The organism is Pseudanabaena sp. PCC 7367, from assembly GCF_000317065.1.
Taxonomy (GTDB): domain Bacteria; phylum Cyanobacteriota; class Cyanobacteriia; order Pseudanabaenales; family Pseudanabaenaceae; genus Thalassoporum; species Thalassoporum mexicanum.
In genome coordinates, this window is the sequence record NC_019701.1 from 105,143 (window position 1) to 123,122 (window position 17,980).

The 17,980-nt window shown below is 46.9% G+C and carries 12 protein-coding genes; 7 read left to right on the forward strand and 5 right to left on the reverse strand.

Annotated elements, in window-relative coordinates:
- Nucleotides 1–552: 552 nt before the first annotated feature.
- Entirely contained in the window at nt 553–1,488 is a 936-nt protein-coding gene (locus PSE7367_RS00405; RefSeq protein ID WP_015163375.1) for a hypothetical protein, read from the reverse strand.
- Nucleotides 1,489–1,584: 96 nt separating this feature from the next.
- On the reverse strand, nt 1,585–2,343 hold the full coding sequence (locus tag PSE7367_RS00410; protein ID WP_041698643.1) for an amino acid ABC transporter ATP-binding protein: 759 nt from the start codon (nt 2,341–2,343) through the stop codon (nt 1,585–1,587).
- Nucleotides 2,344–2,642: 299 nt separating this feature from the next.
- Between PSE7367_RS00410 and glgX the strand changes: the two genes are divergently transcribed.
- From glgX to PSE7367_RS00425, 3 genes are all read left to right on the forward strand, one after another.
- A complete protein-coding gene (gene glgX / locus PSE7367_RS00415) occupies nt 2,643–4,847 on the forward strand; it encodes a glycogen debranching protein GlgX (protein ID WP_015163377.1) in 2,205 nt (734 codons plus the stop codon).
- Between the two features lie 56 nt (nt 4,848–4,903).
- Nucleotides 4,904–6,043 carry a tetratricopeptide repeat protein gene (locus tag PSE7367_RS00420; RefSeq protein WP_015163378.1) on the forward strand — a complete coding sequence of 380 codons (1,140 nt, stop codon included), beginning with the start codon at nt 4,904–4,906 and terminating at the stop codon, nt 6,041–6,043.
- A 181-nt stretch (nt 6,044–6,224) separates the two neighbouring features.
- Nucleotides 6,225–7,205, forward strand: a complete 981-nt coding sequence (locus PSE7367_RS00425) for a GntR family transcriptional regulator (protein ID WP_015163379.1) — start codon at nt 6,225–6,227, stop codon at nt 7,203–7,205.
- 25 nt (nt 7,206–7,230) lie between these two features.
- Here PSE7367_RS00425 and PSE7367_RS00430 read toward each other — a convergent pair whose 3' ends face one another.
- Nucleotides 7,231–8,724 (reverse strand): cytosine deaminase, encoded by a 1,494-nt coding sequence (locus tag PSE7367_RS00430; RefSeq protein ID WP_015163380.1) that lies wholly within the window; start codon nt 8,722–8,724, stop codon nt 7,231–7,233.
- 274 nt (nt 8,725–8,998) lie between these two features.
- On the opposite strand from PSE7367_RS00430, the gene PSE7367_RS00435 reads away from it, so the two are divergent.
- On the forward strand, nt 8,999–10,159 hold the full coding sequence (locus tag PSE7367_RS00435) for a pyridoxal phosphate-dependent aminotransferase (protein ID WP_015163381.1): 1,161 nt from the start codon (nt 8,999–9,001) through the stop codon (nt 10,157–10,159).
- 112 nt (nt 10,160–10,271) lie between these two features.
- Here PSE7367_RS00435 and PSE7367_RS00440 read toward each other — a convergent pair whose 3' ends face one another.
- A complete protein-coding gene (locus tag PSE7367_RS00440; protein ID WP_015163382.1) occupies nt 10,272–10,760 on the reverse strand; it encodes a Dps family protein in 489 nt (162 codons plus the stop codon).
- 822 nt (nt 10,761–11,582) lie between these two features.
- Between PSE7367_RS00440 and ftsY the strand changes: the two genes are divergently transcribed.
- The 3 genes from ftsY (at nt 11,583) to PSE7367_RS00455 (ending at nt 16,118) form a co-directional block, all read left to right on the forward strand.
- Nucleotides 11,583–13,559, forward strand: coding sequence for a signal recognition particle-docking protein FtsY (gene ftsY, locus PSE7367_RS00445; protein ID WP_015163383.1), 1,977 nt, complete (start codon nt 11,583–11,585; stop codon nt 13,557–13,559).
- 679 nt (nt 13,560–14,238) lie between these two features.
- Entirely contained in the window at nt 14,239–15,621 is a 1,383-nt protein-coding gene (locus PSE7367_RS00450; RefSeq protein ID WP_015163384.1) for a PP2C family protein-serine/threonine phosphatase, read from the forward strand.
- 212 nt (nt 15,622–15,833) lie between these two features.
- Nucleotides 15,834–16,118 (forward strand): hypothetical protein, encoded by a 285-nt coding sequence (locus PSE7367_RS00455; RefSeq protein ID WP_015163385.1) that lies wholly within the window; start codon nt 15,834–15,836, stop codon nt 16,116–16,118.
- 234 nt (nt 16,119–16,352) lie between these two features.
- On the opposite strand, the gene PSE7367_RS00460 is transcribed toward PSE7367_RS00455, so the two are convergent.
- Nucleotides 16,353–17,882 (reverse strand): CPBP family intramembrane glutamic endopeptidase, encoded by a 1,530-nt coding sequence (locus tag PSE7367_RS00460; RefSeq protein WP_015163386.1) that lies wholly within the window; start codon nt 17,880–17,882, stop codon nt 16,353–16,355.
- Between the last annotated feature and the right edge of the window lie 98 nt (nt 17,883–17,980).

The window sequence follows — 17,980 nt, forward strand, 5'->3', positions numbered from 1 at the left end:
AGATAGTTCTAAATAGCTGATTTTGCAACCGGCTAAGACATGAAAAAGAACTACTTTCGGTTACCCAGGTTAATGTAATGGTTTGGACAAGACATGAAAAAGACCACTGGTTGCAAGTTGTTTGATTGCTTAATTAATTGGTTGGTTAATTAACTAAGCCAATTTCTCGAAAAGAAGACATGAAAAAGACAACTAATCAATCATGATTTATATTTTTATATTTCGTTAATTGATTAACACTCACATTTTATTAATAAAATTCTGAGACAGAATACACAGAATACACAGAATACACAGAATACAAGGTTAGCGATCGCCTAACCAAAACATCAAAAATTTAGCTAATTGCTGATCAGCCACCAAGTGGTTATATCTAATTCCCTTAGATTGCCAAATAAATGCAGTGTAATTATTCCCAGCATTTTTAGTGAAGGCCTTAACAGGAATTGATATTGATCAGCCAAGTTGGGGGGATAGCGGGGAGTACAAGCCAAAAAAGGCAAAAAGTGCTCCCCAAATATTTTTTTAGGCTGTATTAAGTATTAAGCCAGCTTAGTCAAAGCGATCGCCCGCAGTGATCGAATCAAAGGTTTCTGCCGCTGCCGCTGCCTTGGCTCGTTCGATCGTACTTAATACTGCTTTGGTCTGGGCATCGCCAAAATGCTGAAGCTCCAGGAAGTTGGCATTACGAGGCGCAGGCTTGTAGATCTTAAAGGTTTTCATGATCCCCAGGCTGGCGGCGCTTTCCAGGGGGCTAAAAAAGCTGGTATCTCGATCGAGAAAATATGGCTGCTTTACCCAGGTTTGCATCTGGACTTGATTCAAGAAGAAACAGCCCGAATGGGGATTAAAAGGACGATAGAAATTGAGCGGTTGCCCCATAATTCTGGCCTGGATCAATGGTCGATCAAGAGGATCTTGATAGTTGCTACTAAAATTGGGGTGAATGTCGCAATCGACATAGGTCTTTTGCAACGGGTTGCCAGTGATTTCCTGGTTGAGACACACTTCATAGCGATTTGGCTGGAGCAAATGTTCATTACTGGTCTGAGCACAAAACCAATTTAATTTGGTGAATAGCAACGCATCACTGAGGATTAAATCATCTTCTAAATAGCAATAGTAGTCATACTGCCCTAGGCGATCGCTGAGTACCTGATGGCATTCAAAACCCAGTAGCATGGGCTCGGCATGGGTTGAATGATGTTCATATAGTTGGCTGGGGATGGGCAGGCGATCGAGTACATGTTGATCACCCGTAGTACAAACCACAATATCGATCTCAATATCCTGGCTGCCATTGGCTGGCAAAACCACCAGTTCGTAGTAGCTGGTCACATATTGCGCTTGGCCAAATAACTGCTGCAAATTACCAATGCAGTTGGCGATCGCCTGGATGCGCGCTGCTTCCTGCGATTGGCGCTGCGAACCATATTTCCCTTCCCTGGTCGGTGCAAAATAGTGGGGGATGGTAAAAAGAATCCGCATTGATTAGTTTATGCAGTCTAACCGTAGTAGATAGAAATATTGGCTTAATCTAGCTAATTAAATTGATGTTATTAGTCATTAATCAACGCTAGCTAGCTAAAGAATTTGAGATAGGAACTTGCGAGTACGTTCATGCTTAGGATTCTGGAAAAACTCTTGGGGTTCGGCCACTTCCACAATCATCCCATCATCCATCAATACAATCCGATCGGCCACCTCACGGGCAAAGCCAACCTCATGGGTAACCACCACCATCGTCATGCCATCATCGGCCAAGCCACGCATTACATCCAATACCTCGCGCACCATTTCTGGGTCAAGGGCTGAGGTGGGCTCATCAAATAACATGATTTTGGGCTGCATTGCCAACGCCCTGGCGATCGCCACCCGTTGTTGTTGCCCCCCAGAAAGCTGACCGGGAAACTTGCTAGCCTGTGGGAGAATACCAACCCGTTCGAGGAGTTGCAAGGCGACTTCTTTGGCCTTTGGCTTCTTCCAACCCCTGACCCACATGGGTGCAAGGGTAATATTTTGTAATACGGTCAAATGGGGGAATAAATTAAATTGTTGGAACACCATGCCCACCTCACGGCGGATCGCATCCACGTTACCCTGGCGATCGCCCAGTTTCATCCCATCGATCGTAATTGTGCCACGCTGGTAATCTTCTAGGGCATTGAAAGTACGGGCGAAAGTGGACTTACCAGAACCCGACGGCCCCATAATTACTACTACTTCGCCTCGATTCACGGTCAGGCTCACCCCTTGCAAAACATGAAAACTGCCGTACCATTTATGTACTTCAGTGGCAATTATCATCGGCTCATCCGCTGAAGAATCAGATGCTTCAGTCATCACAGCTTCAGTTTTATTTTGCACACTTTCTTGCATTCTTTTCCGTCCCAACGATACCCGATCGTAAGCAATAAGTAATAGTGATATAACTATTATCCTGTATTGATAACATGTTAGATGTCAGATTAGCTGCATTTTTTGCTTAAATTTGTAAACTTACAATAGGTTTGCTATAGATTGATAGGATCAAATCCATGCGCCAAGAAGAAGAATCGGATTAATTTTAGGTTAATCACGGCTCTGAATCGATGCCAAGCAATCTCAAATAGTCCTTGAATATTCTTAAATTAAATTAATGTATGTACGTAGAATTATGGCCCGGTAAACCCTATCCACTGGGAGCCACATGGGACGGAAAGGGAACAAATTTTGCGATTTTCTCAGAAAATGCCACCGCAGTTGAATTATGTCTATTTGACCCGCAAGGTAAGGAAACAAGGCTGTTTCTGAAGGAAGCCAATCATTTTATCTGGAGTGGCTATCTGCCAGGGATTGCTCCTGGCCAGCAATATGGATTTAGGGTACATGGCCCCTATGCACCTGAACATGGGCATCGATTTAATCCCCACAAATTGTTAATCGATCCCTATGCCAGGGCGATCGCTGGTGATGTGATCCAAGGTGAGGAAATTTATGGCTTTGTGGTTATGCCAGAGCCAGAGCCAGAAATTGAGCTAGCGATCGCAGCGGACAATGCAGAAGAGACAAATGAGCAAGAGCCTCAACTCCCGCCCGATCGAGATCTTTCCTTTAGTGAGCTGGACGATGCCCATTTGATCCCAAAATGTGTAGTAGTTGACGATAGCTTTGATTGGGGAAATGATCGTTTACTGCGTACTCCCGCCGACGAAACAATTATCTATGAGATGCATGTTAAGGGTTTTACAAAGCAGAACCCTGATATTCCCGCCAAACTGCGGGGCACCTATGCGGGATTGGCTCACCCCACCGCGATCGCCTATTTGCAATCCTTGGGGATTACGGCGGTTGAACTTTTGCCCGTGCATCACTTCCTTAAGCAACCTGGCCATTTAGTGGGCACTGGCTTAACTAATTATTGGGGCTATGATTCGCTCAACTATTTTGCCCCCTATGCCGGTTATAGCGCCAGTGGCAGTCATGGCGAACAGGTGCGCGAATTCAAAGAAATGGTTAAGGCGCTCCATGCGGGCGGGATTGAAGTAATTTTAGACGTGGTTTATAACCACACTGGCGAAGGTAATCACCTGGGGCCAACCGTCTCCCTGCGGGGGATTGATAATGCTGCCTACTATCGCCTGGTGGATCACGATCGTCGCTATTATATGGACTTCACTGGCTGTGGCAATTCACTGCATGTCAGCAATCCCCAAGTGCTCAAGCTGATCATGGATAGTTTGCGCTATTGGGTGCTGGAAATGCACATTGATGGCTTCAGGTTTGATCTGGCTTCGGCTCTGGCCAGGGAACTCTATGAGGTCGATCGCCTTGCTGCCTTCTTTGACATTATTCATCAAGACCCGGTGCTGTCTACAGTCAAGCTGATCGCCGAGCCCTGGGATGTGGGCGAAGGGGGTTATCAGGTGGGCAACTTCCCGCTGTTGTGGTCAGAGTGGAATGATAAATACCGCGATACGCTGCGGGATTTCTGGCGGGGTGAAGATGAGACCCTGGCTGAATTTGGCTATCGCTTTACCGGCAGCTCCGATCTCTATGCTTCCAATGGCCGATTGCCCAGTGCCAGCATTAATTTCATTACTGCCCATGATGGTTTCCCACTCAACGATCTGGTTAGCTATAACGAAAAGCATAATCTGGCTAATCACGAAGACAATCGGGATGGCGAAAATTACAACCGCTCCTGGAACTGTGGGGTGGAGGGCGAAACCGATGATCCAAAAATCCTGGCCCTGCGCCATAAGCAAAGACGCAATTTCCTGGCTACGTTGATGCTCTCGCAAGGGGTGCCAATGTTGCTGGGGGGCGATGAGATTGGTCGCAGCCAGGGTGGTAATAATAACGCCTATTGTCAGGATAGCCCGATCGGTTGGGTTTCCTGGGAGCTTAAGCCCGATGGCCGCGAATTATTAGATTTCACTCGCCAGCTAATTTTCTTCCGGCGACATCATCCGGTTTTCCGGCAGACCAAATGGTTCCAGGGGCGTGAAATTCATGGCTCTGGGGTGCATGACATTGGCTGGTTTGATCCCGATGGCGCAGAAATGACCGAGGCTCAATGGCTGGGCGGGGTGACCAAGGCGATCGCTATTTTCTTGAATGGCGAAGAAATCAAAACGATCAACGATCATGGCGATCGGGTTTTTGATGATAGTTTCTTGCTCTGTTTTAATGTGCAGCATGAAGACCTGGAGTTTGTCCTGCCCAAAACCCTGAGCAAGTGGAATTGGATTGTCACGATCGATACGACCAAATCGCAGTTTGTGGAAAATGGCAAAATTTACACCAGCAAGATGGCGATCCCAGTTGAGGCGCGATCGTTGCTGGTGCTAAGGCGTGATGGCTAAAATTTGAGTGAGGGGAAAACAGCAATCCGATCGCCCATTGGGGGTATAATTCCGGCATGGAAAAACAGTTAGCCCAATTTGATCATTATTTGGCAAAGCGCGAATTTGCTAAAGCGGCTGCGATCCTCAAAAAGCTATTAAGTCAGCAGCCCAGCGATCTGCAACTTAAATTGTGTACGGCTCGGTATCACCACGCTGCGGGTAAAGTAGACAAAGCCGAAGCAATCTATCGGGAATTGCTCAAGTCGGCGGCACAACCTCAACTACTAGATCAGGCCAGACGCGGTTTGCAGGCGATCGAGGCGGCGGAGCTAAAGGAACAACGGGAGCGGATCGCTGAGGCAATTGAGCAACCATTGGGGCAGAGTGCGGGATTATTGGGGTTGGAACCGATCGCCTCGGAACTAAAACAAGAGGCGGCGATCAAGCTGGCACGCATCCTGCATCTCGATCCCTATACTGCCAAAACCCAGATCCCCAGCCGCAATTTGCGCCTGCTACGAATTGGCACCTATGGTGAATTATTGGTCTATGGCCAACAGTTGCAAGCAGTAGGTTTGCCTGCCTTTGCGATTAGTCTGGCGGCGATCGATCAAATCGAGGTGAAAAGCGTAGCCTATTTTGAATCTGAACCTATACCCCAGGGCAATAACGGCGATCGCCTCACTGCATTTTGCTTGAACGCGGCTCAGTCCCATCGTTATGTGGCCGATGAACTCGATCGGCTAGGGTTTGGTTGGAACGAAGTAACTTCCTGCGTAATTTCCGTGCTACCTACCTTTAGCGAGGTGGTTAACTTTGATGCCAAGCAAAAACTGATCAAAGAAGAGCAGGTCTTAGATTTAGTTAACGTATGTGATTTACACCTGGGCGATCGCAACTTGATCCTGCGGTTCCATGATTATTTATATCAATTCAATCAGGGTATGCAATTGGCAGTGCCGCAAGTCCATAAAAATTTGCAACCAACGGTGCAAGAGCGTTGGAGCAGTTTAATTAATTGGCTAGAGCCAAATCTCCCTAAAAATATCCAGGTTTACCGCGATCGGGATTTCAAAACCTTTGCAGACATGGCCTTGGCCTTTTCTGACTTCATCAAGCAGGTGGAGCCAAATCTGAACCTGGAGCGCAAAAAAGAGAGCGTTTGGGACAATTGCTTTCAGCTCTATAGCGGTATGGTTTTCCTGCGGCCATAAATTATTAAATTAACGATTAAACAATTAAATTAAAAGGCTACAGCTAATTAAACCTAAATATTTCTCAACTTAGTTGGCAATTCTAGATTGCTCAAGTTAATCTCGATCTAGGAATAAGTAAAAGTTCAAGTTCGATCAACCGCATTTGCAGCCATCACGATCGCCCACCCCCCCTGCAATCATGGTCAAGTTCTCGATCCAACTCGATAGCGAAATCCCCGCCTCGACCCAACTTTTCGATCAAATTAATTTTGCGATCACCTCGCGGCAATTGCCCCCTGGCCATCAACTACCCAGCACCAGGCAACTTGCCCAGTGGACTGGTTTACATCGCAACACCATCTCCAAGGTCTATCAACAGCTCAAACAGGTAGGCTTGGTTGAGGCGAAGGGGGGATCGGGTATTTATGTTAGTAGTGTAAGCAGATCTGGTGGTGAAAGCGAGGGTGAGAACTCCGCTGCCGAGACGCTGCAACAGCTTGTGCGGCAAAGCCTCGATCGGATGTTGGGGATGGGTTGCACCCTGGAACAATCGCGCGAGTTGTTCGATGCAGAGATCGATTGGCGGCTTAGTTGCAATGCCCAGCTACTGGTTACCGCTGGCCGTGAGGATTTTGGTTTGGCTGTAATTATGTCGCGGGAGCTAGAAAAAGCCCTGTCGATCCCAATTCAGACTGTCGCAGTCGAGGAATTAGATAAAGTCATTGCCCATACCAGCGCTGGCACGATCGTTACCAATCGCTATTTTCTGGATCGGGTGCAAAAAATTGTCGGCGATCGCCAGATCCGAGTGATTGCCGTGGATATCTATGACTATAGCGATGAAATCGATCGGATTAAGGCTCTGCCCAAGGGTAGCTACATTGGTCTGGTGTCGATCAGCACTGGCATTTTGCGATTGGCGGAAAGCTTGATTAGCAGTCTGCGGGGTGATGAGGTGCTGGTGGTGACCGTGTTGCCCCAGGATACCTATCGGCTGCAATCGATCGTACGCAGTGCTGATTTAGTAATCACTGGTAATTCGGGCGAGAACGAAGTCAAAGAGGCGATCGCCCTGACCAAAAAGGATCGCATTCGTCCATTGGATGTGCTCTACAGTAAAAATCATATTGCGACTCAATCGGTGGAGTCGCTTAAGTTAGAGTTGGGCTTAACCGTTTAGTTCGGGGCAAAATTAGCAGCAAAAATCAGGAGCCAACCAGATGATCCAGAGTGCGATAGGCAGGTAATTCTGGCGCGATCGCCATGCCGTTGCGGATTACCTGACGATCGACTTGGGGGCGGGAAAGCAACTCACTATAATTGCGGGCGTTAAATAAGACTAAATCAGCGGCCAAACCAACACCAAGCCGACCAGCCTGGGGTAGATCGATCAGGTCTGCGGCAGTTCTAGTTACAGCAGGCAACCAATCGCCATAGGGCTGATCCAGGTGGGCAATCAGCGCCGAAAGCTTGAAGGTTTCCAGGCAGTCATGATCGCCGATCGCTAAAAAGGGATCGCGGCAGTTGTCGCTGGCCAAAGCCACTGGGACTTGTGCTGCTTTCAATTCCCGTAATAAAGTCACACCGCGCCAGGTGGGGGTGCGATCGGGTTGGCGATTTTGCAAATAAAGATTACAAACGGGCAAACTGACAATGGCGATTCCTGCTTTATGTACCAACTCGATCGTGGTCTTAACCTGCTCTGGCTCCTGCACCGCCAGGCTACAACAATGCCCACAGACAATTTTGCCCTGGAAATCATGCCTGATCGCAGCCCTGGCAATGTGGGATAAGCAAACTGACTTTGGATCGCCTGTTTCATCCACGTGAAAATCTAGATTTAAGTCATACTTTTGCGCCAGGGTAAAAATCCGATCGAGATAGATATCTAGATCTGGCTGAGGCAGAAATACCCCACCCAGCAACCCATTAACAGAAGCCATGGCCATGGCAATTTGATCGCCTTTCTTGCCCAGATATTCCTGTGGCATGGGTAGCGATACTGCCTGTAATTCCACCCTGCCCGCCCAGCGATCGCGCAAATTAACAAAAGCTTGCAAACTCATAGACATTTGCGGTTCCAGGCAATCGAGATGGGTGCGAATTGCGCTGGTGCCGTGGGCATAGCTACATTGGATGCCAAATTCCATCCGTTGCTCTAGATCAGCAAGGCTCCAGGTTTGACGATCTTGAGTACAAGCAGCGATCGCCCCGTTGAAATCATTACTTAGATTCGGCTGGCGATTCCAAATATGCCCCTTGTCCAGATGGGTATGTATATCCACAAAACAGGGCAGCACCATGCCTTGATTTAAATTTATGATGGTGGGATTTAAATTTATGGCAGTGGGCTGGTTGGCCGATCGCTTCTCTTCAACTACTACCCCATCATTGTCATGAGAATTAGACCGATTACCGCGATTATGCCCCTGATGAACCACAGCAGGTTTGATCGAAGTAATCTTGCCATCCTTAATTTCTAGATCAACTGCGGCCAGACCTTCTCGCGTGATTTCAAAATTACCTGGCAAAGTATGAGCATATTGATTGCTTTGATCACTCTGATAGTCCTGATAGTTCCGATCGCTACGATCGCTACGATCGCTTTGATCACTAAACTCACCCCAACTGGCCAGCAAACTAGTCGGGACGCGGGCATTAGTAAGCCAATAATGCGATCGGGCAGGGATTTCAATCATAATCAGTCTAATCGACTTATGCGATGTGCTAACCTAGCCTACTGAATCTCCATCAAATTCAATCAACTTGAGCAGAGTTTAATTCTTCGTTCTATCGCGCTCAAACAGTTGGCTAGAAAAATCTATCTGATCTGGATAATAACTGGATAATAATTAATAATTGCCAGGACAAAACTTTAAATAGGTTATGCCCTCATTATCCTCACCTTTGCCTATGGCGATTAAGTCAAATACTCATTTCTTAACCTGTTGCTTTTTTTGAATAACTAACCCAGTGTCTAAACATTCCCTATCCCAGCGATCGCTAAATACCAAAGAATCCCAGATCCGCGAAGCCTCCCGCTATTGCCACAAGTTCGGTGCGATCAATCTGGCACAGGGTCTACCCGACTTCCCCGCCCCAGAAGCACTCAAGGAAGCAGCCAGGGATGCGATCGCCCAGGATCACAATCAATATGCCGACACCTGGGGGCTAGAAGCACTCAGGGTAGCGATCGCTGCCAAGATGCAACGGGACAATGGCATTAGCGTTGATCCAGATGCCCAGGTTACTGTATGTTGCGGTGCGACGGAAGGATTAAATATTGCGCTGATGAGCCTTGTCGATCCAGGCGATCGGGTGCTAATTTTTGAGCCCTTTTACGAGAACTACATTCCTAACCTGGCCACGGTGGGCGGCATCGCCGAATTTGTGACCCTGCAACCGCCCCAATGGCAGATCAGCCGTGAGCAACTCGAACCCATATTTCAAAAGGGGTTAAAAGTAGTGATCATTAACACACCAGCTAACCCCACTGGCAAGGTGTGGACAAGGGCAGAGTTACAAATCATTGCCGACCTGTGCCAACAATATGACGTATATGTGATCACTGACGAGATCTATGAATATATTCTCTATGAGGGTGAGCATGTCTGTATGCTATCGATCGAGGGGATGAGCGATCGCACGATCGTGGTGAATGGTTTTTCTAAAACATTTTGCGTGACCGGATGGCGCTTGGGCTATACGATCGCCTGCCCTGAACTAACCGCAGCAATGCGACGCATCCATGATTTTTTAACCATCTGTGCCCCAGCTCCCCTCCAATATGCAGCATTGGCCGCGCTGAATTTTGGCCGCGATTATTATCACCAAATGGCAGCAGATTACAAACGCAAACGCGATCTACTCTATCCGGCATTGCAACAAATGGGCTTGAATCCAGTTTTGCCCAGGGGCGCTTATTACATCTGGACAGATTGTTCGATTCTGGCGGCGGATGCCAATGCGGCAGCCTATCGATTGGCGAAGGAAGCCAAGGTGGCGGCAGTACCAGGTAATTGCTTTACTAATCCCAGTCAAACTGAGGTAACGGGATTAAGGTTTTGTTTCGCCAAGCAGGACAGCACCCTGGAAGCGGCGGTGGCACAGATGCAGCAGGTACAAATTACTTGAAAATTATTTAGGGCAGCCCAAAGGTTAACTTAATAACACTTCAGGCCACCCTGCTTTTGAAACTAATTATTGATTAACTAGCTGAATTAATTACCAGTTAATTATCGATCGATTACTGGAGCAAGCTACGCAACATCCAGGCAGTTTTTTCATGGGTGCGCATTCTCTCGGTCAGCAGATCAACTGTCGATTCATCGGCTGCCTTTTCTGCTGCCGGGAAAGCTTGACGCGCAGTGCGGACTACCGCTTCATTAGCTTCTACCATCAATCGAATCATATCAGTGGCTTCTGGCACATCGCGGGTTTCAGCGATCGAAGACAGCTCCGCATAGGCCGAGTAAGAACCAGGCGCAGTATAGCCCAAAACTCTAATCCGCTCAGCAATATCATCAACGGCGATCGCCAATTCTTGATACTGCGTCTCGAACATAAGATGTAGGGTTTGGAACATCGGGCCAGTCACATTCCAGTGGAAATAATGGGTTTTGAGATACAGCGTATAGGTATCGGCCAAAAGCTTGGACAAGCCCTCAACAATATCTTTACGATCGCCTTCGCTGATCCCTATGTTAATCGCGGCAATATTTGTAGTAGTAGTCATATTTGCTATTCTCCTTAATACTTTACTCAATTAGCCAATCGTCTCTACCTAGATAATTAATACTTGAGAAACTTGAAAAATCCTTAAACGCTCAAATAATTATTAAATAATTTAAGATAGCGATCGCTTCTTCCCTCAATCTAGCTCAAAACGGCGGGTCGATTTGCCCAGAGCTATTATCTCTCCTCTTTCTTACTCAAGCTTTGTTCTTTTGCCTAAAAACTTGGTTAGCTCGGGCGACCTTACTAATCGAGTAACTTAAATTTAATATAAATACGAAGTCATTACATCTGCTATACGATATATCTATATAACTTTGTCTATAACAGAGAAAACTATAGAACTTAAGTTAACCCATAGATATGACCAGCCGAATAGAATTTGCCTGTGGCGATCGATATCGATTAGGACAGATCAATTTAAACCTTGTAGGCAAACATTGGTAGGCAAATGAATTAATAGGTAGGAGCGATCGTTTCACTGCCTGCAAAAATTTGCCCCGCCTGTATTCAATCAAGAAATCAATCGAACAACCGATCGGTTTTATACTTATCTATACTCAAATTTATTACTTAATAAAGTCGATTGAGGCAGTTTTACACTCTATACTTTGTGACTAAATCATACTCGTTATGACTTCGACCTGTCAAGTCGGCTAGCCGTACTAGGTTGATCGCGTCAATTCATTTACCATAGTCACTAATAACTAATAACTAGATGTTCGACCTAGTCCAGCTCATCATTAGAGCATTCCTAGAATCTAGAATATTGATATATTCATCCATTCAATCAGCAGCTCAGTCAAAAAAATAAAAATTAGGCATGGTATTCAACTGGTTTCGTAGGCAGCAAGAAAAAGTTACAGGTAATCAGCCCGAAGCTGAGGCAGCGCCATCTTCCACCGCTCCTGCTCCACAAGCGGAGAAGGCGGAGATTGAATCGGACGATCAAGCCCCAGATGCAACCGCTAGCCCAGATCAGCCAAGTCCAGCTGAGCCAGCAACCAGTTCAGATGCAGATGAAATGTTGCAGTGGGCTAAGGCGGCCTATGCCAATATTCAAAACAAAGAGGCACAACCCACTACTACTGAGCAGCCAGAACCCCAAGAATCCACAACGATCGCTGAACAGGAAGAAACGGCGGCGATCGAAACGGTAGATTCTAAGCCAGCGGAGCCAGAAGCTACTGAGCCGAAACCAGCCACTTCATTAGCCTCGGATTTGACATCAGATTCGGCATCAGAGCTAGAACCAGAGCAACCAGAAACTTTGCCTGAACCAGTTGCAATAGTTGAAGCCGACAATGCGAGCAATGGGGCGATCGACGAGGCTGAACCAGCAGAATTAGTCGAGCAAGCTGATTTAACTGAGCAAACCGCTTCTATTTCTACTGATCGAATTGAGACGGCAGTTTCCCCAGCAGAACCAGAGCAAACGGCAATTGAACCAAAAGCTCAAGTTTCTCAAGCTGAAACTACTGAAATTAATGAGACGGTTGAACCTGAAGCTAGCGAACCAGCAGAACTCGTTGAAACCGCAGCGATCGATAACGCCACCACGATCGCGCCAGAGGTAAGCCCAGAAGAATCGATCGAAACTGCAACCGCATTGGATCAAGAACCTGAAGCAACACAATCTGAGCCTGAATCCATTTCCGAGCCAGAGCCAGAGGAAATTCAAGTTCAACCAGAAATTAATAACACCCAAACTAACGCTGAGTCCGATCCTACATCAGCGCCAACCCCTCCGCCCAAGCCAGCAATCCCACCCACGCCAACCGTTGATTTCGATGAAGGTTTTTTATGGTCAGCGGAAGTCCTAGCGGCACAGGGGCGCAGACCGGAGGATGTTTCTTCGGAGGAGATTGTGTGGTTGAAGCAGTTGCGGCAAGGCTTGACCAAAACGCGGCTGACCATGGTCAATCGCCTCAAGGCGGCAGTTGGCAAGGGGCCCTTAGATCAAGAAGCGATCGATGATCTCGAAGCATTACTATTGCAAGCAGACGTGGGGGTACAAGCTACCGATAAAATCATCACCGCTTTGCAGGACAAACTAGAAATTGAAGATCTCCCCGCCGAAGAAGCGATCGCTTACCTGAAGCAATTGCTGCGCGATATGCTGGATCAGCCAACGCAGGGCAAAGGCCGTCGCTATAAGCCCACTCTGGAGCCAGAACGCAATCAACTAAACATCTGGCTGATCACGGGTGTGAATGGTGCGGGCAAAACCACCACGATCGGTAAGATTGCCCATCTGTCCAGGCGATCGGGCTATAAGACAATTATTGCCGCCGCCGATACATTCCGAGCCGCTGCGGTGGAACAGGTAAAGGTCTGGGGCGATCGGGCTGGTGTGGAGGTGATTGCCAACCCTGGCCAAAATACTGACCCGGCGGCGGTGGTGTTTGATGCGATCGGTGCAGCCCAATCCCGTAATAGTGAGTTGCTATTGGTAGACACAGCGGGACGGCTCCAGAATAAAAAGAACCTGATGGATGAGCTGAGCAAGATCCGGCGGATCGTGAACAAAAAGGCTAACGATGCCAAAATAGAGTCTTTGCTGGTGCTGGATTCAACCCTGGGGCAAAATGGCCTGCGACAGGCGGAGGTTTTCTCCAAGTCAGCGGAGGTTTCGGGAGTGGTGCTGACCAAGCTGGATGGTTCCGCCAAAGGTGGCGTGGCGCTGGCGGTGGTGCAACAGCTTAAGCTACCGATCCGGTTTATTGGTGCGGGCGAGGGGATCGAGGATCTGCGGCCTTTTTCGAGTTATGAGTTTGTGGAAGCTTTGCTTAGTAATTAACGAAAAGCTAGCCAAATAGCGCAAAAACTAGTTAAACTACAGCAACAAGATTGGCGATCGAAAGAATATTCTTAAAAACCCATAAAAACAGGTCAGATTATTCGGTAATCAAAAGATGATTAATCGGCCTGGTTCAGCGCTATTTAAAAAAAATTTAACCAAATTCAACTCTTCCGCTAAACAACTTGCCAAGTTAAGCAACAGCGATCGCTAATGTGATGCAAGATCGGTAAACGCTAAATTAATTAGCTGCTCAAATATCTAGATCAATGCTAAGCTGTCGCCAACAAAGTTAGTTAAGGCGTTTGATTAATCAAAATAAAGTTAATTTGTCACGATCGACAAACCAATTTCGATCGTAATTGTTTACTAAAAACTTAACAAATATCTTCCAGCTACTATTCTTTATCAAGCCAATTTGCTACTATCCAACCAATATTGTTTAATTAACAATCAATCGCTGTGCAAGTGATTGGCTAATTATGTTAATTAAAGGTTATTCGATCGTATTTTGCATATTTGCAAGTCTAAGTCTATATATATGTGCTTAAGTGCCTTAATAGCTTGATCTAGACGCAACCAATCCAATCAGTTCAATCACAAGCAATTGAAATTGATACATCTAGTACATCAAACCCGCAATAAAGGTAGCAAAGCAATCTAGCCCCATTGCCTTTCTATGTCCATATCACTGCCCCCACGACGACCATCTCGATCGCAAGAGCCGCGCCCCGAAACCAGCTCTGGTAAGGTAGTGATCAAAGATTTAAAAGACCTAATTACAGAACTAACCCAGGAGCAAACCAAAATCCAGGAATTGCTCAGTTTTCTGGGGTTTGCCCTGCGTAGCTATAGCAATTTAAATCAATTTCTGGAACTAATTCCGCTGATTGCCACCAGGGTGACCGATGCCGATGGTGGCGCTTTAATTTTATTTAAATCCAGCGGCGAAATGTATTTGGAATCGCTGCATTGCATTGATGATCCGGCAGTGATGCGACCCCAACAGGTGCGATCGGCGATCGATCGGGCTACTCAACAGGCAAGCTCTGGCTCAGCCGCCGCCCTAGACGATATGATCAGTCGCTTTCTAGGTGGCGATGTCAAGTTATTTGGCACGGCGATCATTGTCAAAAATGCGGTGCGGGGCCGACTCTATGTATTCAGCCACAAGCCCAACTATGCCTGGGGCGAAAATCGTCAGAAACTAATGCGGTTGGTGGCCGACCAAACTGCGGTGGGGCTTGAGAATAATGCCCTGGCTGCCGAATTATTAAAAAAAGAACGCCAGGATCGTGAGCTAGAAATTGGCGCAGAAATTCAACGCCAACTGCTGCCCCGCAATTGCCCCGCGATCGCAGGGGTTGAACTGGCAGCCAAGTGCCTCACGGCCAATCGAGTTGGCGGCGATTACTATGATTTTATTCCGGTCAAAAAGGGCGATCGCTGGAGCCTGGTGATTGCAGACGTGATGGGCAAGGGGGTTCCGGCTGGATTAATCATGACCATGACCAGGGGGATGCTGCGGGCAGAGGTGCTGAATGGCCATAGTCCGGGCAGGATTCTAGAGCATCTTAACCAGGTGATGTATGACGATCTCGAAAAGTCAAATCGCTTCGTGACCATGTTCTATTCTGAATATGACCCAGAATCAAGGATGCTGGCCTATAGTAATGCTGCCCATACGCCGGCTTTGTTGTGGCGATCGCAAACTAATACAGTCCATGCCCTCGATACGCTTGGCTCCCTGATTGGCCTAGAGGCTGGTTCTAAATATGAAGAGGCCAAGATTATGCTTGAACCCGGTGATGTGGTGCTCTACTATACCGATGGCCTGACCGAGGCTGCCAACCAGGAAGGCGATCGCTTTGATGAAGAGAATTTGCGGGCTAGTATGCAATATGCCTGCGAAAAGGCAATGTCTCCCTCACCCCAACAGGATCGCTCCAGTACGATTCGAGATCATATTTTTGAGAGTGTGCAAAAATTCATTGGTAATAGCCACGGCCATAACGATGATATGACTTTGCTAGTGTTATGTATCAAGGAAATTTCAGGTTGAGCAATGAATTAAACTTGGGCAAAATTTTCAATCAGCCAAAAGCATGATAAAACTAAACTTGATCACCTTAGGCGATCGATAAAATTAGGCTTAAATTAATTTTGTCAGTAGTAAACTCAACTATAAATGTTTATTAGCGATCGTTTAAAGTCAAGGAAGATAATTTAGCCTCAAAGCTAAACATTTAAGCCAGGAGGGATGGGAAATTAGCAATGATTGACATAGCACATAGTTTGGTTCAGCCGATTCATGAGATCGCAACCAACTTCAGTAATTTTGATTTAACGCATTTAGATTTGGCCAATAATTTGAACCTGGTCGATCTTGATTGGGATCACCTGTTTGCCCAAAATAACCAGGCGCAGCAGTTTGATCAAGACATTGGTGCAGACTTTTCCAAGGCTTGGAATAATTTTATTGAGTCTGGTCAGTGGATTGCCCTAATTGTAGGATTGTTTCTGGGATATTTATTCAGAACTTTTACTTCGACCGGCTGATTTATCCTGCGCCATAATTGAAGCATTAGTAATACCAATCAACTACCTTGTTCAATTGTTCAAACTGATCAGGTGGTTGATTTTATCTACATATCTAAATATAAAATACTACATATCTAAATATATAAGATGTATGATCAGTTCAATCACGGCATATTCATTGTCTGCCAATACGCTGATTAATATGTCTACGCCAGACTGCAAGTAGTTCATATGAATTGCGTGAATATAGGCTCAACCATTCAGAGCCAAAAGCGAGAGGAAACTGCCACTATTCCATAAACAATGGAGCAACATTGGCGCTAATAAATTCTTCGATCGCACATACACAAATCCCAGCACGATCCCCAAAATGGTCAAGGGAATAATATCAGAGAGGTTTTGATGTGTGACCGCAAAGGTTAGTCCACTCAGGCACAGCGCCGCCCAGAATGGCATTAGCTTGGTTAATGAGGGCAACAGAAACCCTCTAAATAAAATTTCCTCAAAAAATGGCGCAGCCACCGCCAGGGTCAGCCAGAGCACTATTTTGGCAACACCATCATTATTATCCGCCAATATTTCCAAAAGCGGATTACCACCACCATTGCCCTGCAACAGTTGTTCGCTTAGCACCGAGGCCACAAACACCATCGGGATCGCCGTCAGGTAGCCACCAATACCCCACCCTAACCAGCTAGGAGGATTTAGCTTCAGCCTGAATAGTGTTTCCGGCAGTGGCATAAATGGTTTAAGACGCTGCTGCAAAATGATTAACACTGGCGACATGTAGGCCACATAGGACAAAAGCACAAATATTGCCCGATCGCGCGATTGCCATGAATCATCGGGGATCAGACGCAGGAGCCCTAAAACTACTGGCAGCAAAATCTGCGAGATGCCCACAAACGCAGTAAACCACAACAACATGACTTCCCATGTTTCTTCGCCATCCCAGGGCACTGGCCATTTGCGATCTTGATCGGTTAATTGGAGCCAGGAGCGCTCCGCCGCTACCAATCGTCTTATACCCAAATAAACCCACAAAACTAGCCCCAAGCCACCACCGAGGATCGGCACTGCATTGGCCAGCGCAATTCGATTAAATGCCTGGATTGCTCCCTCTTGGCGCAATATTACTAGTTCCTGGAGGCTTTCCTGGCGCTGCTGCGATCGATAGAGTTTCTCTAGGGCTTGGTTGCGAAACCAACCGGATAGGGTGGTATTGATCTGGCGTTCGGCCTCTGGCAACAGCAAAATTGGCTCATTCCATAATCCCCTCAATACCTGGGCGGTCAGGGCATAAGCGGATGGATCAACAGCGATTATAGGTTGATTTTGAGCGGTTATCTCCCACGTCGATAGGGCTTGAGAGGGACGATCGAGACTGGCCATGAGTAAGCCGATGTTGACATCCAGCTCAGCTAGACTGGCATCTTGCTCTTGATATTGTTGATTGAGCCGACTGCTCTGCGCCGCCGTGATCGATCGCTGCTGCAAAAGCTGGTTGATTTTAGCCAGCTCCTCTTGGCCCGCCTGCCGCACTGTCAGATATTTTTCTAATGCCTGTTGATAGTATTCATTACTGCTACTACCACCAATCAAAATTTGCCGTGCAGTATCACCGCCCTCTTCAGGTTGCCATTGCAGTGCTTCCAGAACAACATCAGTTTGCATCAGATCCAATCTGGTCTGTACTTGTGGATGAGTCCAGCTATTTGCCAGGGTCAGCCCTAAAAAGGCGATCGCCAGCACCGAAAGAATGGACAGGATTACGCGTTTCAAGCTTGGCTAACCTATATCAAATATCAATTAATCGATCGACAAAATGAATATAGCAGCCCAGCGTAACGGTGCAAACATTCCCCGCAGATATGCATCAA